Annotated in this window: 17 protein-coding genes; all 17 read right to left on the bottom strand. The window is 40.1% G+C overall.

Going from position 1 to position 21,989, the window contains the following annotated elements; all coding sequences use genetic code 11:
• Positions 1-158: 158 nt before the first annotated feature.
• The 17 genes from R2S08_RS09535 to R2S08_RS09455 all read right to left on the bottom strand — a co-directional run bounded on the left by R2S08_RS09535 (position 159) and on the right by R2S08_RS09455 (position 21,989).
• Positions 159-455, bottom strand: a complete 297-nt coding sequence (locus R2S08_RS09535; protein ID WP_316834954.1) for a hypothetical protein — start codon at positions 453-455, stop codon at positions 159-161.
• A gap of 762 nt (positions 456-1,217) precedes the next feature.
• Positions 1,218-1,607, bottom strand: a complete 390-nt coding sequence (locus R2S08_RS09530) for a helix-turn-helix domain-containing protein (protein ID WP_316834953.1) — start codon at positions 1,605-1,607, stop codon at positions 1,218-1,220.
• An 11-nt stretch (positions 1,608-1,618) separates the two neighbouring features.
• Positions 1,619-1,921: an IS66 family insertion sequence element accessory protein TnpB gene (tnpB, locus tag R2S08_RS09525; RefSeq protein ID WP_316834952.1), complete on the bottom strand. Its 303-nt coding sequence runs from the start codon at positions 1,919-1,921 to the stop codon at positions 1,619-1,621.
• A 164-nt stretch (positions 1,922-2,085) separates the two neighbouring features.
• Positions 2,086-2,289 carry a hypothetical protein gene (locus tag R2S08_RS09520; protein ID WP_316834951.1) on the bottom strand — a complete coding sequence of 68 codons (204 nt, stop codon included), beginning with the start codon at positions 2,287-2,289 and terminating at the stop codon, positions 2,086-2,088.
• On the bottom strand, positions 2,286-2,705 hold the full coding sequence (locus R2S08_RS09515) for a hypothetical protein (RefSeq protein WP_316834950.1): 420 nt from the start codon (positions 2,703-2,705) through the stop codon (positions 2,286-2,288). Before R2S08_RS09515 ends, R2S08_RS09520 begins: the two co-directional genes overlap by 4 nt.
• Before the next feature lie 73 nt (positions 2,706-2,778).
• Positions 2,779-5,238 (bottom strand): glutaminase family protein, encoded by a 2,460-nt coding sequence (locus R2S08_RS09510; protein ID WP_316834949.1) that lies wholly within the window; start codon positions 5,236-5,238, stop codon positions 2,779-2,781.
• Between the two features lie 17 nt (positions 5,239-5,255).
• Entirely contained in the window at positions 5,256-5,930 is a 675-nt protein-coding gene (locus R2S08_RS09505) for a hypothetical protein (RefSeq protein WP_316834948.1), read from the bottom strand.
• Positions 5,931-6,071: 141 nt separating this feature from the next.
• Positions 6,072-6,938, bottom strand: a complete 867-nt coding sequence (locus tag R2S08_RS09500; protein ID WP_316834947.1) for an alpha/beta hydrolase — start codon at positions 6,936-6,938, stop codon at positions 6,072-6,074.
• Positions 6,939-6,943: 5 nt separating this feature from the next.
• Positions 6,944-7,774: a hypothetical protein gene (locus R2S08_RS09495; protein ID WP_316834946.1), complete on the bottom strand. Its 831-nt coding sequence runs from the start codon at positions 7,772-7,774 to the stop codon at positions 6,944-6,946.
• 76 nt (positions 7,775-7,850) lie between these two features.
• Positions 7,851-10,598, bottom strand: a complete 2,748-nt coding sequence (locus tag R2S08_RS09490; RefSeq protein ID WP_316834945.1) for an alpha/beta hydrolase family protein — start codon at positions 10,596-10,598, stop codon at positions 7,851-7,853.
• Between the two features lie 8 nt (positions 10,599-10,606).
• Positions 10,607-12,067, bottom strand: coding sequence for a RagB/SusD family nutrient uptake outer membrane protein (locus R2S08_RS09485; protein WP_316834944.1), 1,461 nt, complete (start codon positions 12,065-12,067; stop codon positions 10,607-10,609).
• A gap of 27 nt (positions 12,068-12,094) precedes the next feature.
• Positions 12,095-15,409, bottom strand: coding sequence for a SusC/RagA family TonB-linked outer membrane protein (locus R2S08_RS09480; RefSeq protein WP_316834943.1), 3,315 nt, complete (start codon positions 15,407-15,409; stop codon positions 12,095-12,097).
• 330 nt (positions 15,410-15,739) lie between these two features.
• Positions 15,740-17,011: a FecR family protein gene (locus tag R2S08_RS09475; protein ID WP_316834942.1), complete on the bottom strand. Its 1,272-nt coding sequence runs from the start codon at positions 17,009-17,011 to the stop codon at positions 15,740-15,742.
• Positions 17,012-17,089: 78 nt separating this feature from the next.
• Entirely contained in the window at positions 17,090-17,704 is a 615-nt protein-coding gene (locus tag R2S08_RS09470; RefSeq protein WP_316834941.1) for an RNA polymerase sigma-70 factor, read from the bottom strand.
• Positions 17,705-17,929: 225 nt separating this feature from the next.
• Positions 17,930-19,084 (bottom strand): hypothetical protein, encoded by a 1,155-nt coding sequence (locus R2S08_RS09465; RefSeq protein ID WP_316834940.1) that lies wholly within the window; start codon positions 19,082-19,084, stop codon positions 17,930-17,932.
• A 242-nt stretch (positions 19,085-19,326) separates the two neighbouring features.
• Positions 19,327-20,646 (bottom strand): MutS-related protein, encoded by a 1,320-nt coding sequence (locus R2S08_RS09460; protein ID WP_316834939.1) that lies wholly within the window; start codon positions 20,644-20,646, stop codon positions 19,327-19,329.
• The gene (locus R2S08_RS09455; RefSeq protein ID WP_316834938.1) at positions 20,646-21,989 is read right to left on the bottom strand and encodes a MutS-related protein; all 1,344 of its coding nucleotides are present in this window, start codon (positions 21,987-21,989) and stop codon (positions 20,646-20,648) included. The genes R2S08_RS09460 and R2S08_RS09455 overlap by 1 nt, the downstream gene beginning before the upstream one ends.

Below are 21,989 nucleotides of genomic sequence, written 5' to 3'. Positions count from 1 at the left end.
CGGATGCAGTGGTTTAACAGCTTCTAAATAATCAATTAATCTTTGAAATGCCGTTTTAGGCATAGGAACAATACGCATCAGTTGCTTACTGGTAAAAAGAGACATAAATTTAATAGGTTTAGTTTATTTATGGATAGATCGTTAGTTTTTAATTGAAGCTAGAACTCAGTTATACTCAGTTCAGCCTTCCCGTTTTTATACAGGATCATCAAGCTTTCAATGCTGATCTTTTTGATATCCTCCGGATACTGCAAGTTGAAAGCTTCAATGAATCTTAATGGCGAAGTAAAGGAAGTTCTCAGCTGAAGCCGCACCTCATTTTCCTCATGATTGCGGAGCATCACACTCACCTCAATAAGTTGATCCCCATGAAGCGCAGCCTCAACACCTTCTTGGCTGGTGATGAGGTTAGAATGGATCCAGAAGTACTGGACCAGGTCACTAGTTTTAATCATACAGTTTTGTTTATGTTTTTTTATAGTTTGGTTATGAATTATGTGAATTATTAGCAAAATTTTGACAAGTCAAAACAAAGCAAAGCCAGCACAGTACAAAGCACCGCGCTGGTTAATCATTTAATAAAGTTTGTGAGGAAGGATGAAATATTAAGACATTACTATTTCAGTTTCTTTTTAACAGGGGGAATGAACTGTATAATTCGTAAAAGGCCTTTAGTATCGGAGCAACCCATTTTTGCTACCCACCAGAAGTTTCGACTACAAGGGTGGGTACAATTTGTACCCACCCCCTAGCAAGCTGTTCATCTCTCTGACGCATTTTTTTTTACGTATTGTTTCGGATCATTACTATCCGTAAGTTGAAATAAATAGTAAAACTATTTTATCCATCTATTACTCACATACAATATTTCAAAGAACTTCTTGGTATCGGATACCCGATGGTTTTTATTTAAATCCCTCTCTGGGCTGCGCCCATCTCTCCCTTTAAAAAGGGCGAGAGGTTGCAAGGAGCATAACCTTTATGGCGCCTTACCTAGCACACTCGTTAACGCCCCTCGCTATTTCGCACTTGCCCTTTCTCCACCTGTGGAGAGAGGTGTCATGGAATGACGGAGAGAGGCCCACAGGGCAGAGAAGAGCATAAATATGAACCCTCACCGGTCTGCACCCAAGAAAATATGATTTCATGATCAAGCCTCAGAACCTAGAAGGTTCAGCGCGATCAGAAAACATATTTCCCCCCTTTGCACCTGTAATTCACGTCTTAAACCCCTTTCTGTATGCTTTAGCCGTCTCGCCATTTCTCTGTTTAAACCACCTGCTGAAATATGGCAAATCACTAAACCCCAGCAACTCCGAAATCTCCTTCACCGAATGCTTCGTATACTGCAACAAATACAAAGCCTCCCGGTAAATCCTGTCTTGCAATAGCTCATACACAGACCTGCCCAAATAAGCCTTCGCAAGTCTGTTCAAAGCATGGATGCTGGTATCCATTTTAACCGCATACACAGAAATATCTCTGTTGTGTCTAAAATCCATCTCAATCAAAGACTGTAATACCCTTAACCGCTGAAAGTCTGGCGCGTAATAGCCTGAGTCTACCAGCCTAAATCCTTTAGTAGATGATTTCGTTTTTGTTAGCATACATCCCTACGTCATTGAATCTTCCCATCTATTTGCGCTATTCTCAGCTTGCACCTCAATCTCTCGCCTCTCTCTCCGGGAAGTTCGTGAATCGTTAGTCCCGTTTCAGTCCAGAACAACACTTTGATATGAGCTTTACCCTTAACATAGAACAAAAAGGCATCACCGAATTTTGGAGCTTCTTTACTTTGTTTCAACACAATAGCACTTAAACCGTCAAAACTTTTCCGGTTATCTACAGGCTCCGGACAAAGAAAATATCTTTGCGCACCTGTAAGCGGATATACGTCCATTTTATCTATATAAATCATCATTCTGAGTTTTTTTATGTATTGTGTATTGGCTAGACATCTCGCTGTCTCAATTGGAGGTGAATTAAGGAGAGGAAGTATAACCCAAACTCTGAACCCTCCCCGGTCTGCACCCAAGAAAATATGATTTCATGATCAAGCCTCAGAGCCTGTAAGGCTCAGCGCGATCAGAAATCATATTTTCCCCCCTTAGGCACCCAGGTACAAGTCACATCGAGTAATTTATTTTCTATTAAATAGATCAGGATGCTCACCGCTATTTCCTCATCTAAGTCTAAAGCCACAGCAACCTCTGGTAGCGTAAATGGTTTCCCATCCACATGATCCAGGAAAGCTTTGACCAATTCTTCGGGTATAAAATTCTCTTTCATAAACTGCGTTTTAAAATTCGACGATACACCAGATTCAGTTCCAGGAAGATTTCTTCCAAAGGCTGGTAATTAATGAATTGCAATATGCGATGTAAACCCGCTTTGATTTGTAACAGCACAGACTGGTGTACATTCAACTCCATACCGGATTTTTCAGGCACTGGACCATATTCCTTAAGTAAGGCGAAAGTTCTGAACAGCAAGGACGAAATAAACTTTTTAATCACCGACTGTTTATATTCCAGGTCTTCTTCCTGAGATAAGACCAGCTCAAAAAGATAACCGGATAAACCTCGGTAAGCAAGATCAACTCTGGCGTTCACCGCAGCAGGAATATCAAGGGAGTGGTTTTCCATATCATCCAGAAGTTCGACGAAGAGTTGTATGTTGTATTTTAATCCTTGTTTGTTTTTCATAATTCGTAGTTCAGGACCGGTTTTTTGAAGATATTTAGTCATAGGTAGATTATTTTGGTTTATTCTCAATCCATTATTTACGGTGTAACCTATCATCAAGAAGTTTAATAGCATATCCGCCAACTACGCTGCGCGCCTGGAAACCCACCTGTTTCCCATCCGTTGTTTCATGCCAGTCGCTTAAAGGCACTCTGGCAGAAGTCTCTTTTGCATATTTATATATCGGCTCTACAAACTTTTCAAAATCCGCCCGGTTATCGGTCAGCGTAGCCGTCCACATGATCCAATCTGATTTGGTATAGGTACGGCGACTGTCCAGCGGCAACCCAAAAGCATTTTGTTTGGTCAGGTAGTATTTCACTTCCTTTTCAAAAACCGATTTTGGAAAGAGACCAAGGTCCAGTACTTTGTCCCATACCAGATTATATTTCTGGCTCCAGGTATCTTTTTGGTCAAACGTAAGCGAATAATGGTCTCCATCATTGGCCATATCCATCCATTTCAACGCCATCTCTTTTGCCATGGTTTTATATTTTGCCGCTTCGGCAGTCATACCCAATTTCTCTGCGAGCATTCCATAACCACCCAGGGCAACAATGGCTTTCACAGATAAATTCGCATTCCTGGCCGTATGCCCTGCAAAATCATCCGTACACGGCTGATTGGCCGGATCAAAGCCTTCTTTACTCAGGTAATCTGCCCAGACAGATAATGTTTTCCAGTGTTTTTTGGCATAGTCTGCATGGCCTTCAACCTTTGCAATTGCCGTAGTTAGGATGATCATATTCCCGGCTTCTTCAACTGGCATATCTTCCCCATATAATTGTCCGTTTGCCATCGGATAGGCCCCCAGATCATGTGCTGGAAAAGGCTTGTTCCACTTTCCGCTTTCACTGTAATAGAAAATGCCGTTCATCATCCCTTTAAGCAAGTCAGGATTGTACAGCAGGAATAACGGAGAAGATGGATAAGTAACATCTACGGTATTGATACAACCATTGCTGAAATTTTCTTTGGAAAGAAAAAGAAGATCTCCCTGTGGGCTCTTTACTAATTTATGTGCTGCAATCGACTGTCTATAGGCCAGTTCGCAGAGTTTAGCGTAAGATTCCCCGCCGTTAGCCACAGCATCTTTGTACAGTTTCGCATTGAAATCGGTACATTTTTTCAGGATGGTGGAATAGTTAGTGTAAGCCGCATTCAATTGTTTATCGATGGTTTGAGCAGCATTATTTTTCCACCACGCCTTGAGGTTGGTGTTGAAATATTGCAGGGCAAAAAGGTCATCATAGCCCAGCAGGAACAATTGTTCTTTGCCAGTCCTGTTTACCGCACCCAGGTTTACGACAGTGCTTAATACCAATTCTTTATCCTGTTTAGTGCTAGCAATCTTACCATTAGCAAATGCTTTCATGGCGTCATCGCCGGCGCTGATATATTGCACCGGATGCACTGCTGCCGGAGCTGCGACATACATATAGCCCCAGTCGATGCGCAGGTCATCTCCCTTCTTCTTTAATATGGGTTGTTCTTTAGTGCCTGCTTTTAAAACAGCCAACTGGCCGGACGTATACCTGCTGACTACAACAGGTTGTGAAGGCACATTTACACAAATGTTGGAAGAAGCCCCAAAGTATACCGATACCTGGTGAGCAGCCTTGTCATTGGCGGCCAACTTATAGGAAATATAAGATACAGGTCTGGACAACAGCGTCAGATCATTCAATAGTAGTGGCGAGGTGAAGGTAAGGGCCAGATTTACCTTACCACAGGTGAACTGATAGCTCGTTTGCGTGGCATTGATCTTCACGGCAGTCTGCACTGCTTTCATTATCCCTTTCTCCCTAGGAACGGCAGCTAAACGCGAAACACCTGCATCCAGGAAAGCGCCACCGCCCGTATTCAGGATATGAATAGCCAGCACATTACCTTTACTTCTTAATTTACTTTTTGCCGCATTGGAAATAGGGAGGTAAACATATTGAGCTGTAAACCCTTCATAATTATAAATTTCTTCTCCGTTGAGGTATACTTTAATATGATCATCGTGAGATATTTTTAAAAACAGCTCACCTACTGATGCCTCACTGATGTCGAATGTTCTTCGTGTCCACAGGTCATGACTCTCCCAGAGTGTACCGTCCTTGATATAGTTTCCGAATGGAGCTTTACCTGTCTTCCAGGCTTTATCATCGTAGCCCGACTGCATCCAGTCGTTTCCGGGAGCCGTTTCGGTATATTTCATGTTGTAAGGGTTTTCATCACTGGTGGCTATAATGCTCCGGTAACTTTGCACGTTTTGTCCCAGTACCCGATAGGTTACGCCATCTACCTTTACCAGCCCGGTCAGCGATTGGGAAGCTCCCGTCCAATGGGCAGTAGCACTGCTATTCAGCTCATCGGTAGTAGACCAGATACTAAAATAAGGATCATGTGTAATCAAAGGATACGCCGGGGCAATACGCTGTTGCTCCTGAGCGGAGGTTTTAAGCAATAAACCGGCTAGAGCTAAAAAAAGAAATAATCGTTTCATTTGTATGTGTTATCCCCTTAATAATGATTAACCCTCAGCGCAGTCTCAGCGCCTACGGTGCCAGCCAACACGAGGGTAATGTTCCTAAACCTCGGCAGATCATAACCTGGCACGGTGAAAGAGGTAATCAAAGCACCCGTAACAGCATTTCTAAATTCAAATACTTTATCCCCTTGAGCAGCTACCGAAGAAACATCCTTGAAAGTGGAAATCGCTTTATAAGCAAGACTACTTACAAACGATCCATTAGCACTGCCTTGCACATTCACACTAATCGGAACGCCACCAGTCACGAGATTAATTATCCTTGCCCCAAAAACATCAGCCGTATGCGAAGGGATATTCTCTTCTTTCATAAATATCCCATCAACAGCATCTGGAGTACCACCTAAAAACAAAGAATACACTCCTCCATTTACAAAATCCTTGGTTTGGTTGTAATAGACTTTGTTAATACCTGCAGCAGTATCCACTAGTTTAATTTCTTTGCTGCCAGTAAGCATTCCATAAGCCTGAAACGCATTGTTGTTTACCGGAGCAGCATTGGTGCCTAACACTAAATTCCCACCACCGTTAACGGCATTGGTAACTAGTAAACTTGCCAAAGGCGTAATTTTAACATCCTGTTTCTTACAGGAACCCAGTATGATTGCACACAAGACAAAGCATACTGTAATAAGTTTTAATTTCATATTTTTTGGTTTAATTCATTATTTTTCACCACTTCGCTATCACCTCAACGTCATCTCGAGGGAAGCGCAGCGACGAGAGACCTGTAAGCACTTTGTAAATAGATCTCTCCTATCGTCGAGATGACGCGTGGTGGGACAGTTCTACTTCAACATCCCCTCTCTTCTCAAAAATCCCAACATCGGTTCCATCCACTCACTCACCGGTAATCGCTGTGTAAAGCCATGATTCCCTTTGGGAAACAAATGCAGTTCCGCGTCCACCTTGTTCTTCTGCAAAGCCTGATAAAACACAATGCTGTTATTTACATCAACCAGTCCATCATCACCACAATGCGTCAAATAAGTAGGTGGAGTTTCCTTAGTCACTTGCAGCTCATTTGAAAACAGTTCCACCTTTTCCTTTGATGGCTCCATACCCAGCAATGAAATCTTAGATCCCACATGGGTCAGTTGATCATCCATACTAATTACGGGATAAGCCAGGATCATAAAATCTGGCCGAAGGCTAATGTTTTCTGTATTCGGGACATAGCTTTTGGAAAAATGAGTACCCAAAGTACTTGCTAAATGACCTCCTGCACTGTATCCAATCACTCCGATCTTCTTTGGATCTAAATTCCATTCTACAGCTTCTGACCTTACAGTTTTAATCGCTTGTTGTGCATCCATCAATGGTCCAAAGCTTTTGTCCCGCATAGTCTCGTTCTTCGGCAGTCGGTATTTAACTACAAAAGCAGCGATTCCTTTTTCTGCAAAGGCTTTAGCGATCACTGTTCCTTCTTCTGCATAGGCCAGAAAAGCGTAAGCTCCTCCGGGGAAGATGATGACCGCTGTTCCATTGGCTTTTTCCTTGATGGGTAGATAGGCTTCTAGCGTTGGTTGCTCGTCTTTAGTCAATTTTACCGTTGCATTTGGAATGGAATCGGGGTAAAGCGGTAGCACTTGTTGTGCCTCCGCAGTATACCCGACCATTAAAAAGAGCATTGATATTAATATTTTGATTTTCATAAGAATTAGTTTTTAGCTGTTTGTGGCCAAGTCGCAATGTTGTTCTTCATTTTGTCCAATGTTTCCACTATGCTTTTTTCATTATTGGAAAGCTTTACGGCTTTTTCTTCCCATGTTATTGCTTCATCTTTTTTCCCCGTTTTGTACAATAGATTAGCATAAGTATCTAGAGACTGGTAATCCTTATATGCAAACTCTTCTATTGCATATTTCATTACATCACAAGCAAATCTCAATACATCTTGATCCTCTACATGCTCAAATAATGACCAGGAAAGATTATTTATCTCATATACAGGATGTTTTAGCGCCTTCTTAAAATATAGCATATAGTATTTTCCAAAATTAATCCAGTCTTCAGCTTGCTGATAGGTGTACATAGCATTTGCATATACCTCCTCTTGTCCCACTGCTCCATACTTGCTTGTTATAGTTTTTTCTAATGAGTTCCAGTCAACATTTTTTCTAATATTGATATCACCTTTAGGCATACATGCTTTGTATATAGCCATTCTGATTCCATATTGAGCGGCATAGTCTCCTAAAACCACATTCACTTTATCAGGCTGTTTTATAAAGAGTTTAAATCCCTTGCCATCTATGTTAATAAATTCTCTAATAAAGCTCAAATTATCCTTGGTCATTAGTTCACCTTCTTTCAACTTAAACAAGTAATTATTAATGTAATCCTGAGCTATAGAATCAGCTAACTTAACATTTCCCTTGTCTTTTGCTTCTTTTGCTTGGGAAGGCATTATTTTGAAATTTTTTGTTTTTTGAGCAAAGCCCAGGCTTGTAAGGCTTAAAAAAGCCAAACTCAATAGTATTCTTTTCATCTGTTTTTGTATTAGTTTTTCTTACTTATTGTCTATTTCAATGTGATATGTATAGGTTTTCTACTCATCATAGAATTTACTTTTTTTGTTCTTCAGCGTTTAATAATCCTGGTCCAGGGGTCATTATGCTGGAATCCAGGCTAAATCCATTATCTATTCCTTTTACTCTTGCCGGAACGCCACGGGTCATCCATGTCGGTGCTGCGTCCCTCATTAAGTAGTGGTCAAAGAATTGCCTCAGACGTAAAGCATAGTCGTCCGCAGACTTCCCATAAACTCCATGACTACCTTCCGTATACTCCAGCAACCAGACCCTCTTCCCTAATCTGCGTAAAGCTGTGTACAGCTCAAGTGCTTGCGAAAACGAACAAGCAACATCTTGAGTGGTATGCATGAGCAGTAAGGGAGTTGTCACCTTATCGGCATTAAAAATAGGTGAGTTTTTAACATATTTTTCCGGAGCCTCCCATAATGGAACTCCCATACGGCCCTGACCTTCTTCAAAATAATTTTGACTACTACCATACCTCATAGGCACATCGTCATAGGCACTCACCAAATCAGACAGTGAGGATGCCGAATAGGCTGCTGCAAATAAATTGGAATGAGTGACTAAATAATTGGTCTGCAATCCTCCAAAACTACACCCCCCTATTCCCATCTTTTTGCTTTCTATAAAAGGTAATTGAGATACATAGCTAGCAGCCGATATTACAGCATCAAATGTTCCTTGCATTGGATCCCCAATAACGTAATCAATATCAGGTGTAAATACGATATATCCATTGCTGACATAAGTCGGTATATCGATATTACACCCTGAAACAAGATTTTGAGGGGTTAAATATTCATTCAGGGAAAAAGTTTTCTTCTCATAATAATGAAATATCACAGGGTATTTCCTCGAAGAGTCAAAGTTCTCAGGCTTGTAAAGTATCCCTTGACCGATTGTACCATCACTCTTCTTCCATGTATGCAACTCTGTTTTGAACCAATTAAACTTCTTTTCCGGGCGTACATAACTTAATTGCTTAAACTGCTTAAAATCATTTGTTAAAAAATAATTGGGAGATTCATCCGCACTCATCCTGCTAACAATGTACGTAGACGCCCCCTTTGCCTTTATTGGATATGCGCCTCCGCTTTTTACATAAAAATTATTAATCAGTTGGTAAATATAATTTCCCATTGTTAAAACACTAGGGTCGCCACCTTGATCTATCTTCTTTTGAAAAAATCCATTTTGCTTAGTTTGTATATTTACCGCATTCAGAATAAGGGCATCCGAATCAGAAAATGTTCGGTCATAAGACTCCGGGAGAGCAAGATAAAAAATAACAGCATTACGTAATCCATATCCATTTGTTAGATTCACAGGCTTTCTCTTCCCAAGGAGATCTATCTTCCAAATATCGAACTTATCATAAATCAATACCCATGCATCGTTATTCCCCCAACCACAAACACCCCTTGGAGCATGAGAGGCGTCTTCCCTATAATAAGAGTACCAGGGAACGTTCATTCCTGAAGTAATGTTTCGATATACACCTGATGCTACTTCATAACTAAAATAACTCGAAGTCTCCTTGTCATAATATACCGCATACTTCCCATCAGGAGAAAGGAGTACCATATGAAACCCCTTCAGATTTAGCAATACATTGCTACTATCTTTTATTGATTTAATATAATAAGTTCTCTGAGCAAAATGGTTCCAGCCGCCTTCAAAACCATCTGCATCACCAGTAACGTGCTCAACGACATAAGTATCATCATCTCCGTTAGTGCTCATCACAGTTTCATCATCTTTACACAACTGAGTAATTTTATGGTTTTTACGATTGATTACAAATCGATATATAGTCATTGGCTCTCCTTCAGCCGATTGGAGCGATTGCAATTTTGCGTCTAAATAACTCCAAACATTAACAGTAGAATTTTTGGATTCCAAATTATCGGATGCTGGCTTCGTTCTTTTTGCAGAAAAAGAAACATATTTTCCACTTCTACTAATTTTTGTATAGTCATCCAAAACAAACGAACTAGCCAACCTCAGGATCTCATTATTTACCAACAAGTTACATCCAGGCTTTTCTCGCTCATAAAACCAAATCGATTTACTGTGTTTATCTTTATCCAAAAGCACTAATACCGCTTGAGTGGCAGATGAATTTATCTGCATGCTAACTAAACCCTGACCCGTCCAGGCCTTAAATATCTTTCCGGTACTCAGCTCGAGAAAACTTAGCGACTGGTTTTTACTCACGCTATCTTCTCTTTGAAGTACTAACGCTTTTCCGTCTTCACTAAAATAGGAACTGCTAATATCTGGATAAATATGCCTCTTTCCCGAACGAACATTATATAAGATCAGATTATCAGACGAAATATTTTTATAAGCAACCCATTCCCCATTCAGCTTGTCTGATACGAAAAACATACTAACATGGGGTATTTTATCAAAATAGTTACCACCTAAATTTAGAATGGATAAAGTATCTCTATTCATAAAAACTGCCATTCTACTATCACCCGTAAAATTGACATCAGTAACACCAGGCAATTTAACCTTCCATTTGTCGCTGTCATCAGCCAAAACAGCCGTATAATCATCAGTCATAGAATCATTCCTAATGACGTAAGAAGCAAATTTTCCATTACTCGTTATGTGTGGGCTTTCAACATGTGTCCATTTTTTATAAGTAGTGGAATCTATCAACGGCTTCCCTGGTGTTGAAATTGCATTTCTACTTATTTCTTGCTTCTGTGCAAATAAGACATTTGCATTCAGAAGCAAAATCATTATCAAAAAAATTCTCATCATTATTTAAATTAAAATCCCGGAGTTTGCGTTAAATTTGGATTGCTTTGTAGTTCGTAAGTTGAAATTGGATAGTACTGCTGGTAACTATTCCAAACGCCTCCGTTACTTTTCTTAGGCGTGACTTTAGACATTACCTCGTCTATCTTGTTTGTTCGTTTTAGATCTAACCAGCGATGACCCCATTCGGTAAACAACTCTATTCTTTTTTCCTTTAGAATGAGGTTGATCAAATCATCTTGATTGATATTCGGATTGATAGCCTTAACCAAATGCAACCCAGCTCTATTCCTGATTTGATCGACATCGGAAATGGCATCATTAAGATTACCTAAACGAGCTCTTGACTCTGCTCGAATTAAATACAATTCAGCTAAACGCATTACCGTGCTGTACTCGGTAACAGGAGCGTCTGTTAAAGATGATCTTTTGACCTTGTATTTATAAGGATAATAATAGGTTGCACCATTTGCATTTACACTACCTATCCAGTTATCTTTCCGCCGGTCACCTGTTCCAAAATCTTTGAGCAGTTCGTTGCTCAAATAAACTGGATTAAAACCTGATGGACCTTCCGGTGGCATCGCAAAAATTGATGCTTCTTGTGTATTAAAACCAAGTTGAGTAGGTTGTAATTGCCAGATCGCCTCATGATTATTCTTCAAAAATACTTTGTCCAACGATTCTAATTGAAACAATGAGGTATTTGCTAAAACCATAGAAGCTTGCATTTCTGCATTTGCCCATTGCTCCATGAACAAGTAAGTTCTGGCCAACAGAGTAGTGGCTGCCCATTTATTTGGTCTCACGCGTTCTTCCGATCCTAATGGATAAGGCATTTTCCCATCACCACTCAAGTAACCGTCACTTAAAAGACTTTGAGCTGCTTTCAAATCTGCTACAATTTGATTGTATACTGATGTCTTTGCCGATCTTTTAATCATTGCATTCACCGTATAATCTGTACTTAATACCAATGGTACATCACCGTATAAATTCACCAGGTAGAAATAATAGAAGGCACGCATAAAATAGGCCTCGCCCAATAAATGTTGTTTTACTGCAGGAGTGAGCCCAGTAGAGGATCCAAGTCCTTCCAAAGCAGCATTTACCACATAGAGTCTTTGATATGTATTTCCCCAAAAACCGTTATATATATTTACTGAATTGAGCGCATTTTGATAATATAAGGCCGGTCCAGCATTTCCTGCACCTAAGTAATAATCGAACTCATCTGCTGATAAGCCACCAATACCAGATAGACCACTAAGTTCTTGTGGATCTATCGGATTGCCATTACTTAAATTTACATACAAAGAAGTGATTGCTCCGACAGCTGTAGCGTCATTGTTATAAACATTCTTTGAGCTGACACTAGTCGTTGGACCATCTATTTCTACCAATTTCTTACAACTACTAAGTACAAAACTGGTAAGCATTAAAGTCAAAATATATAATCTTTTACAAGTCATATCGTTATTTTTTAGATTGAAAAACATTTATAAGGTAACTTTCAGACCTATGGTAACCACTCGTAAAGGAGGAAGTGTTGTCGAGCTTTTTGTTTCGGGATCTAGATCTTTATAATTTGTGAGCGTCCACAGATTTTGTCCCTGTACAAATAAACTACAATTTTGTAGGTGTGAGCTTTTGCTCCACTTCTCAGGCAATTGCCAGGAAACAGAAACATTCTTTAAACGGACATAAGAAGCATCTGCCCAAGCGGCGTCACTGACATACACATTATTAAGTGCTTGGAATACATCAGATCTATTGGTTGAAAATCTTTGTATTAACGAGATATCTCCTGGCTTTTGCCACCTATCCAACACAGACGCCAACTGATTTCCACCACCACTTGCAACACCTGGCATATTAAATGCAAATCCCTGGTTTGGAGCAATCTGTTTTACAACAGAAAACAGAATATCTAACTGAAAACCTTTATAAGTAAATGCGTTCTGAAAACCTCCATAAAACTTAGGTGCAACATCAAGTAAAACTGTCTTATCCAAGACAGGGTCAGGCGTAGATGTTGGATTTCCGTTACGATCTTCAAATTGATAAACTCCTGTTGCAGGATCTACACCTAAAAAATGATAAACCTTAATCGCACTTAATGGTGCCCCAACTGCTATCGCTGCAGGAAATCTAACATCGTCTGTTTGTCTTAATAATGTTTTGGGTACCGTCACATTGATGCTACTGGACCATTTAAAATCCTTGTTTTGGATATTCGTGCTCGTAATCGTTAAGTCCCACCCCGAATTTTCTACTTTATCTACTTTATTCTTACTTATAAATCCAAAACCAGTTGTCATTGGAAGAACATAGCTGCCTAACTGATTTGAGGATCGGTTCCTATAATAGTTTACGTTGAGTAGTATCCTATCTTTTAGAAAACCCAAATCCAAGCCAAATTGTAGTTTTCGTGTTTCCTCCCATTCCAAATAGGGATTAGTTAGCCTATTTGGTTGATAAGCAACAATTCCCTGATAAGGTATCTGTTGTTGAAGAGGATCATATAAACTTAAGAATCGATATTCCCCGATTTGATCGTTGCCAGTTGTTCCATAACTCGCTCTTAACTTTCCAAAACTCAATAATGCAAAATGTTCTTTAATTAATACTTCATTAGAAAAGATCCAGGCACCGCCGACCGCAGCAAAATTATGAAACTGACTTTGAGGGCCAAAACGTGAACTTCCGTCTCTTCTCCCTGTTAAATTGACAATGTATTTGTCCTGCCAATTATAATTAATCCGGCCAAATACTGCATTATATTTATAAATAGAACTAATTGAAGATTTTGCATTAACACTTGTGGCGGAAAGTATATCATCCATAACCAGATCATTACTAAAACCACTTGCTGCAATCCCGGATCCCAAACTTGTATTCTTAGAAATTGTGGTACCTAAAAGCACCTCTAACTTCCCCTTGTTGATGTTGTGCGTATAATTTAATTGCGGTTCGATAGACCAAGAATTTATATCATTGGTTGTGAAAATTGTTTGTCTAGGGATGTATTGTACGATCTCAGGATATAAAGATTGAAGAAGACTCTTATTGATTATATTAGCTTTTAAATTGTTATAACCAAAAACGCTCTTAATCTCTAGACTCGGTATAATTTGATAACTCAAAGTCATGTTACCCATCAGATTCGTTGTTTTATTTAGAAAACTGTTGAACATATACCCTATTGGATTTATACTAAATGTGGTCGTCCCGGATGCATCAGGGCCCCAATTGATACCGCCATCCGCTTTATACAAAGCAGGGGAAATAGGTGCTAGTTTCATTGCATCTGAGGTTAAATCGTGATTTGGCAATTGATTGTCGTCAAACAAGTAACTCCCTGAAAATTCGATTTTGAATTTTTGATTCGCAGAGCTATTATTGATATTAAAACGAACAGATGTCTTGTTATCCGCATAATTACCGGGAAAAACGGTGGTTTCCCTGTGATGACCTGCGGCAACTAAAAATGTAGTCCGGTCATTTCCTCCGGATACAGAAGCATTCAAGTCCTGATAAGTAGCTGTTCCTCCAATCAACTCTTTTTGCCAGTCGGTATAACGATTAGTATCCCAGTTGCCATTTAAATCGCTGTCTGGGTTCGGGTCTGGGGAGGGATTAGCAATCCCATCATTTTGTAACGCTTCTCTTCTCATTTCAAGATATTGATGTGAATTCATCAAATTCAGCTTTCTGGGTACTTTCGCCCAACCCGATTGCAGGTTCAGATTTACCTTGGTATCTCCTGTCTTTCCTTTTTTTGTAGTGATTAAAATTGCTCCGTTTGCCGCCCGAGAACCATAAATTGCCGTTGCATCCGCATCTTTTAATACGTCTATACTTTCAATGTCAGATGGATTTATAAAACTTAACGGATTCCCTACTGACGAAAGATTATCACCGGAACCACCTGACCCTCCTACCACCGGTGAACTACTAGAGGATGGGGCTAATGGTAACAACTGAGATATAAAAGGAATTCCATCGATCACATACAAAGGATCATTACCATAATTGACGCTATTCTGCCCTTGTATCCTCACCTTTACTCCTGTACCTGCGAAGCCGGTTGCCTGTTCTATAAACAACCCCGGAACCCTTCCCTGCAAGGCCAACAAGGGATTATTCACCGGTTGCTTTTCTATCACATCTGCCTTTATCGTCGTCACATTCCCTGTAGAAAGCCTCTGTGTAGTCGTTCCGTAGGCAATCACCTGAACCTCATCCAGTTTCGACAAACTTTGCTCCAGCACCACATCCTCCAGAATGGCAGTAGCCTTCACTTCCTTTGGCAAATACCCAATAAAAGAAATCACCAGTACTGTCCCCTCTTCCACTCCTCTCAAAAAGAACCTCCCATCCTTATCCGTACTCACGCCCTTCCCTGTTTTCTTTACCTTCACGCTCGCGCCAGGGAGCGGACGATTCTCCGAATCCACCACCCTGCCAGAAGCATCAATGCTGCCAAAAGCCGCAGCAATCCTGGAAAGAAAACCAGGCTTTTTAAGCCGAACGGTTACAATTTTGTTCTCAATACTATAACTCAGGGGCTGATCTTTAAAACAAATTTCCAGCGCCTCTTCAATACCCACATTCTGCAAATTCACATCTACAGGCTTTGCCTGCTCCATAATTTTATCACTGTATAAGAAATCGTAACCAGTTTGTTTACGGATTTCTTGAAATACATTGACCAGTTCGATCCCATGCTGCTTCATGGTTACCTTCTGGGCATAGCTGGAGGCGCTGACTTGTATAATGGCTGTGGTTAACAGTATAATAACTAGTTTCATGACCCGTATAATTTTACCCAAAAAAGCACGAGGCCTCCCTGGAATTTTTATATAAAAATTCATATATTAGTGTTTCGTTGTAGTGCCTTAACTCCGGAAAAAGTACAAAGGCACTACGTTGTTCATTAATCAATTGTTTTAAGCAATACCTTATGCGTGTAAGGTTTTAATGAATGACTTGAATGATTTTTTCAAATTGGCCGGGAGTATTTAACCAATGCTTCCGGTTTTTTTTATCTCATTAAGTCATTTCTTCTTGCTTGTATTACGGGTCTTTTTTGTTGTACTTCTTCATTTTGGTTGTTGGTTTTGTCGGTTAGTTGATTTTTGTTAATTGGTTATTCGTATTTTTTTGCCTTCTATTTTAAACTTGAGTGTACCGCCGGATTCCAGCGCTTTTAATACTTCTGAGATATTCTTATTTCTGGATACCTGCCCGGAAAAAGTCTGTTTGGTGTCTATTTTGCCTACGTAGATCACTTCCACATTGTACCAGCGGCATATTTTTCTCATAATGCTTTCCAGAGATTCGTTTTTGAACACAAAATCACCTTTTTGCCAGGCCATGGTTTCGATCAGGTCTGCGGGTATTACGTTGATCTTGCCTCCGGCAAGAATGGATTGCTGGCCGGGTTTAAGGACTTGTTTGAGCGGAGGTCCTGAAATGAATTCAGGATGACGACCGCTTACCTGCACGGAGCCTTCTAGTAAAGTGGTTTTGGTATTGGGTTCATCATCGTACGTGTTAATATTAAAGTGGGTACCCAGTACAGTAACTTCCTGATTTTTGGATTTGACTACAAAAGGTTGGAGTTTATTCTTAAATATTTCAAAGTAGGCTTCGCCACTAAGTTCAACTACCCGCTGCCCACGCCCATTAAAGGTAACGGGATAAATCAATTTAGAAGCGGCGTTAAGCCATACTTTGGATCCGTCAGGGAGTCTGATCTGGTATTGCCCCCCACGGGGCGTTTCGATTGTGTTGAGAGCATTCGAATAACTAGTCCGAGATCCTGATAGATCCCGGATCAAGTCCGGGACAGGATGACGACCGTTTATACGATCGCTAATATCAGTCGCCGTTTTATAGACTACTTGTCCATCGGCAGTTTTTGTGATCTCCACTCCTGCTTCTTTGGCGAGTTCGCCGTTTGCTGCATCGGTTAAGGATACGCGTTTGCCGTTTGATAGAACTAGGTAAGCTTTGTTGGAGCCGGGTTTGATGTCGTTAGTTAACAGGTCTCTCGTCGCTGCGCTTCCCTCGAGATGACGGGGAGCATAATAGGATGTATAAAAGAAGATGCTTAAACCAACGATTAAAAGAACTGCTGCTGCCGCAGCGACACGTGACCATAGTTTATATGTCTTTACCTCACTAAACCTTTGATCACTAATCAGTTTTTGGTAAAAAAGATCTGCTTCGCTTTTGCTGTACTCTTCCAGGTTATCCATTTTATCCCAAACCCGATCCATAGCCTCGTAGATATTGTCATTATCTTTAGCAGTGTTCAGATATTGAACCAGTTCAGCATAAGCATCTTTACTGATGTTTCCATCTGTAAACTGTTTGATTAAACTCCTGATGTATTCCTGATTCTCCATGATAGCTATTACCTTCTATATTTGGTTTATATATAGCATTACACGGCAAAATCAAAACAGGACTAGTCAGATGAAAATTTATTTTAGCAACACGGTAGAAAGCAATACAAAATACGCCACATCAGATTGATTGAAATGCGTTCTTAAAGTCTTCAGCGCTGCAACCAAATGATTTTTCACTGTATTTCGGGAAAGACCAGTTTGCTCAGCAATTTCATCATAATTAAGCCCTTCATATCTGCTCAATCTAAATATAACCTGTTGTTGGGGCGGAAGGTTGACCACTGCAGTTTCTGTGAATTGTCTCAGATCATTTAACAATATAGATTCTTCAGTTTCATTACTGAGCCTTTCCATATTATTCCAAAGCTCATCAATAGCTTTTTTAGAAGTAGCTATATTACGCAGATGATTTAAGGCCAAACGTCTGGTAATAGTATATAAATAAGGCAAAATAGACAGGTCTTCATTTACTTTTTTCCTATTGACCCAAAAATTAATCAAAGCATCATGAACAACCTCTTCCGACTGTTCCTTATCTTTCAAAAACCGGAAACAAAAAGTATATAACCTTCTAAAATGCAGATCAAATATCGCTCTAAAAGCCAATTCATCACCATCCTTAAGTTTCCCTAATAGTTCCTTCTCCGTAAATTCAAGCAAAGATCTTCGTTCGGCTGTACCTTTGGTCATGTTGTGTGCATTTCTAAACCCAGTTAAATTTACAAAAAATTAAAATGAAAATCACCAAGCCTACTCTATATAGTGGTTCATTATCAAAAGTTCGATATTGACAATGTTAATATTATTTTACAGAAAGGTAGTAATCTAACTCAATCGCAGTTGCAATATCACCAGGTTTAAGCTCTGCTACACCAGGAAAACTGTAAACTCATTTCAGTAGAAGACCGGATAATTTTATAAAATTACCTGTCCATTTTTCAGGGTTAATCTGGAATAAAAAATAAGGTCCTTATCTATTCTTTTTGCTGTTTCGCTGATGGTTGCTGAAGTCCTTTTGATTTTTTTATTAAAGATTACAGTTCCTTTATAAACTACTTTTACTTTTTTATCCAAATTTAGCATACGATCATTGAGATAAATGTATAACGTAGGATTGTCATTTTTTTCAATTGTGATTGTATTTTCTAAGATAGAAACTATAGTCTCTGCATGAGCAATCATACCCTCTTCAGGAAGTCCCAACCAATAGAATCTGCTCCGCAAACGATCATCCTGGTGCCAAACCACTTTAGTTGGCAGGGGATTTCTTTTAAACTTAGCCATCCAGGGCATTGCGATTGAATCCTTTCTATCCATCCAATGTGGCATCCCTGGAAAAACATGAACATCATGAATGTAGAATCCAGGTGCTGTTTTCTGAAGACTATCCAGTTTTTCACCCCAGGAAACAGCATGTTCATTTCTTTGGTATGCATCATCAGCCCCACCCATAAAAATGGAAAAAGGTAGGTTTCTTAAACCTAGAGCACTAGCATCACCAGGATGACCGGCCATCATAGAAGCTGCAGCCCAATAGTCTGCCATACGTGGGGCAAGCTGGAAAGTTCCATCACCACCTGCTGAATACCCCATAATATAGACCTTATTGGGATTCACATCTTCCATTATTATGGCATCTTTAATCAACTGCTCGAAAAAATCATCTACATGATCTTCATGCCATAGATTCCAAGTATTGGTAGGTGCCCTGGGTGCTACATAGACACCTTCACTGGGCCGATAAAGATAAAACTGATTTTCCCATTGCTGATCATTTACTGTTGATTCCGTATTTCCACCGCCGTGCATTGAAATATACAGACTACGCCCATCGACGGGCTTATCTCCAAACACATGGTAGGCGAACTTAAGTTTTTTATCTTTAATATTTATCTCTCCTTTTGCCCAACTGGCTGCAGCCTTTTCTTTTTGAGCTTCAATAATTTCAGAAATCATTAGTGTAGACATTTTCGTCGCGGCAGCTTTTGTCAAGCCAACCTGAGCTTCCAGACTACCTGAAAACAAGACAAAAACTAATAAATGCATATAAAAAGAAATGTTTTTTTTCATTATTAATAATTTTAAAATTCTAACATTATACTAAAATACTGGATATCAATGGCAACTTCTTGTTCATTAAGGTCCGATTATCCTTTCAATCCCATTGGCTACAATTTCTACCTACGTTTTATCAAGAGATGGATGGTTTAGTTTCAGATTATCATCATTTATATTAATCAAAAAGGAGAAGGCTTTAGTAGCCTTCTCCTTTTTGAAGGAAGCTTCCTCTATGGCAACAGTAAATAGAAGCTTTATTTGAGCATTTCCAATATACCTTCATTTACAATGATCATCATCCCATGGCGGTCGCTGGAGATGCCCGAAGCTAACCGATAAGTGTAAGTGGGGATATTTCCATTCATAACGGTAGGCAAGTATAACATTTGTATATTGGGTTGCTGCTGCTGTAAAACTACTCCTGCTTCAATAATATGCGTAGAAATTATGAACAGACAATTGCGGAATGCGCTGAATGCGGCTGTTACCGCAAGCGTCGCATCGTAAGCGTCTTTGACATTCGTGCCTTTAAATAACTCATCAAAGATGATCACGAGGTTCTTTTCCTTGTTAACTTCTTCAGCTACTTTTTTAACCCGCAGCACTTCCGCATAAAAATGACTGTAACCCATATCCAGATTATCTGGTACATTAATGGAGCTATAGATACCATCTTTAACCGAAAATATCATCTCCTTAGCGGCTACAGGAAAGCCCATATGCGCCAGGTAAACATTGATACCAAAAGACTTCATAAAGGTAGACTTGCCCGCCATATTGGCTCCCGTTAAAAAGACCATGTTTCTTTCCTGATGCAAAGAAACCGGGTTAGCTACTGCTTTTTCGATATTGGGATGTCTAAGCTCAACCGCATTCAGAAGGTGATTGTCTTTAGGCAGTGCCTTTGCATAACTAAAATCCTTTTCTTTTGCCAGTTTAGCTACGGCAATGTAAACATCCAGCTGATAAAAGGTTTCCATTACTGTTGTCAGTCCTGACCTCATGGTATGTCTCAACAGGTGATCATTTTTAGCAACTTGTCCCAAAGAGCTCTGGGTAGCTATCTGCACTGCTGTGGCCGGCAACCGGGGATCGTTAAGGATATTTTTTGCGACAAGCAACTCCGCAAAAAATGGATGTTGCTGCTGCTGGTCGGATAACTGATTGATAAATATTTTGCACTGTTGCAATACTTCCAAACTATGTTGTAATCCGCTTTGGATCTTTGGATATTCTTCATCTCTTACTATTGCCGCCAATAATTTCTTTCTGGCCATGTTGAGCAATGTTACCGGATAATTGCCTGCACTGCTGCCGCTGAGGTAATTTTCCATAAAACTAAACTGCTCATTACTAAAAGGAAAGCTGATTTGTTTGTTTTCGAAATAGTTAATAAGCGTGCTGCGGCTATTAATAGCTTCATGGTCTGTCATCGGGTTCTCAAACATTTTGGAGAGCAGCCGCTCCCCCCCTGTTGTTTGTACTTTGTTGAACAGGCTAAAGATGGAGTGCTGCTTGTATTTACCCAGCAGGTTCAGATCTTCAAGTGTTTGTTTATCGGCTATAAAACTCATCAGGCTAGTGTCTCCTTTCTTTTCGTTAACAGCTCCAGGATGCCTTCATTTTTAATGATAATCATCCCGTGCCGGTCGTCAGTAACTCCATTTTCCAGTGTATAGGTATATTCAGGAATCATCCCCTTCATCCTGGTAGGCAAATATTTAAAGCTGATGTTGGGAATTTCTTTTAATACCTCGCCCGCTTCTATGATGTGCGTAGAAATCACAAATACACTATTGTGTTTTTTAGCGAACCCTGTAGTAATGGCCAGGGTGGCATCATAGGCATCTTTTACATTTGTCCCTCTGAACAGTTCATCAAAGATCACAAAGATGTTTGCTCCATTGCTCAGTTCTTTAGCTATCTTTTTTATCCGTAATACTTCAGCGTAAAAATGGCTGGCACCTATCCCCAGATTATCCGGCAGGTTAATGGTTGTATAAATTCCATCCAATACGGAAAACTCCATTTCTTTTGCCGCTACCGGGAACCCCATGTGTGCAAGGTACATGGCAATTCCCAGGGATTTCATAAACGTGGATTTGCCGGCCATGTTGGCCCCGGTTAAGAACACGACGTTTGAATCTGCTGAGATATTAAGCGTATTGGCTACTGCGTTTTCTAATTGGGGGTGATAAAACCCAGTGATTTTAATTACATGCGCTTCGCGGGTCAGCGCTTTAGGGAAAATGAAATTTCTTTCTGTAGCTACCCTGGCTACTGTCAGGTAAACATCTAATTGGTAAATGTATCTCAGCACCTGCTGCACAGTATCCCGATACCTAAACCTAAGCATGGCATCGTATTTGGCTAATTTCCCGTGAACCAGTTTGCTTTTTGGGTTTTCCGCTAATAGCAAACTAATGGGCGCTGAGTTCAAGATTCTGTTGATGCTCAACGTTTCCTCATCGCTTATAAAAGGGCTGCCAGCCAATACCAGGGTGTGCATTAACAGGTGGTTTAACTGCTGTATAATTTCTATCAGCGCCGCTATGCCGCTCGTAATTTGCCTGTAGTCTGCATTTGATGTTACGAGGCTGGTCAATTTTTTTTCCAGTGTTGGCCTTTCTGCCGGAACCTTCGTCCTTTCGTCCTTATCAGCCAGATATTGTTCTGCCTGATCAAACAGCTCGGAACTGAATGGAAAGGCTGTTTTTAAGTTTTGCAGGTAGCCGATCTTCTTCATGCGCGCATTAATTGCTGCTGCATCTGAAAGCGGGTAACGGAACAGTTCTTCCAGCAGCCTTGAGCCGTTAAGTGTTGAGGTGCGGTTGAACAGGGAAAGGATAGAATCCTTTCCCTGTTTCCCATAGATATTCAGGTCTTCCTGCGTTTGTTGATCTGTTGTGAATAACAT

The organism is Pedobacter nutrimenti, from assembly GCF_032678445.1.
Lineage (GTDB): Bacteria > Bacteroidota > Bacteroidia > Sphingobacteriales > Sphingobacteriaceae > Pedobacter > Pedobacter nutrimenti_A.
This window is presented reverse-complemented; position numbering and strand designations above follow the sequence as displayed.

What these genes read in the sequence shown, in the direction of transcription:
- R2S08_RS09535 (WP_316834954.1), bottom strand. Translation starts at nt 455, where the DNA reads ATGATTAAAACTAGTGACCTGGTCCAGTACTTCTGGATCCATTCTAAC.
- R2S08_RS09530 (WP_316834953.1), bottom strand. Translation starts at nt 1,607, where the DNA reads ATGCTAACAAAAACGAAATCATCTACTAAAGGATTTAGGCTGGTAGAC.
- tnpB (WP_316834952.1), bottom strand. Translation starts at nt 1,921, where the DNA reads ATGATGATTTATATAGATAAAATGGACGTATATCCGCTTACAGGTGCG.
- R2S08_RS09520 (WP_316834951.1), bottom strand. Translation starts at nt 2,289, where the DNA reads ATGAAAGAGAATTTTATACCCGAAGAATTGGTCAAAGCTTTCCTGGAT.
- R2S08_RS09515 (WP_316834950.1), bottom strand. Translation starts at nt 2,705, where the DNA reads ATGAAAAACAAACAAGGATTAAAATACAACATACAACTCTTCGTCGAA.
- R2S08_RS09510 (WP_316834949.1), bottom strand. Translation starts at nt 5,238, where the DNA reads ATGAAACGATTATTTCTTTTTTTAGCTCTAGCCGGTTTATTGCTTAAA.
- R2S08_RS09505 (WP_316834948.1), bottom strand. Translation starts at nt 5,930, where the DNA reads ATGAAATTAAAACTTATTACAGTATGCTTTGTCTTGTGTGCAATCATA.
- R2S08_RS09500 (WP_316834947.1), bottom strand. Translation starts at nt 6,938, where the DNA reads ATGAAAATCAAAATATTAATATCAATGCTCTTTTTAATGGTCGGGTAT.
- R2S08_RS09495 (WP_316834946.1), bottom strand. Translation starts at nt 7,774, where the DNA reads ATGAAAAGAATACTATTGAGTTTGGCTTTTTTAAGCCTTACAAGCCTG.
- R2S08_RS09490 (WP_316834945.1), bottom strand. Translation starts at nt 10,598, where the DNA reads ATGATGAGAATTTTTTTGATAATGATTTTGCTTCTGAATGCAAATGTC.
- R2S08_RS09485 (WP_316834944.1), bottom strand. Translation starts at nt 12,067, where the DNA reads ATGACTTGTAAAAGATTATATATTTTGACTTTAATGCTTACCAGTTTT.
- R2S08_RS09480 (WP_316834943.1), bottom strand. Translation starts at nt 15,409, where the DNA reads ATGAAACTAGTTATTATACTGTTAACCACAGCCATTATACAAGTCAGC.
- R2S08_RS09475 (WP_316834942.1), bottom strand. Translation starts at nt 17,011, where the DNA reads ATGGAGAATCAGGAATACATCAGGAGTTTAATCAAACAGTTTACAGAT.
- R2S08_RS09470 (WP_316834941.1), bottom strand. Translation starts at nt 17,704, where the DNA reads ATGACCAAAGGTACAGCCGAACGAAGATCTTTGCTTGAATTTACGGAG.
- R2S08_RS09465 (WP_316834940.1), bottom strand. Translation starts at nt 19,084, where the DNA reads ATGAAAAAAAACATTTCTTTTTATATGCATTTATTAGTTTTTGTCTTG.
- R2S08_RS09460 (WP_316834939.1), bottom strand. Translation starts at nt 20,646, where the DNA reads ATGAGTTTTATAGCCGATAAACAAACACTTGAAGATCTGAACCTGCTG.
- R2S08_RS09455 (WP_316834938.1), bottom strand. Translation starts at nt 21,989, where the DNA reads ATGTTATTCACAACAGATCAACAAACGCAGGAAGACCTGAATATCTAT.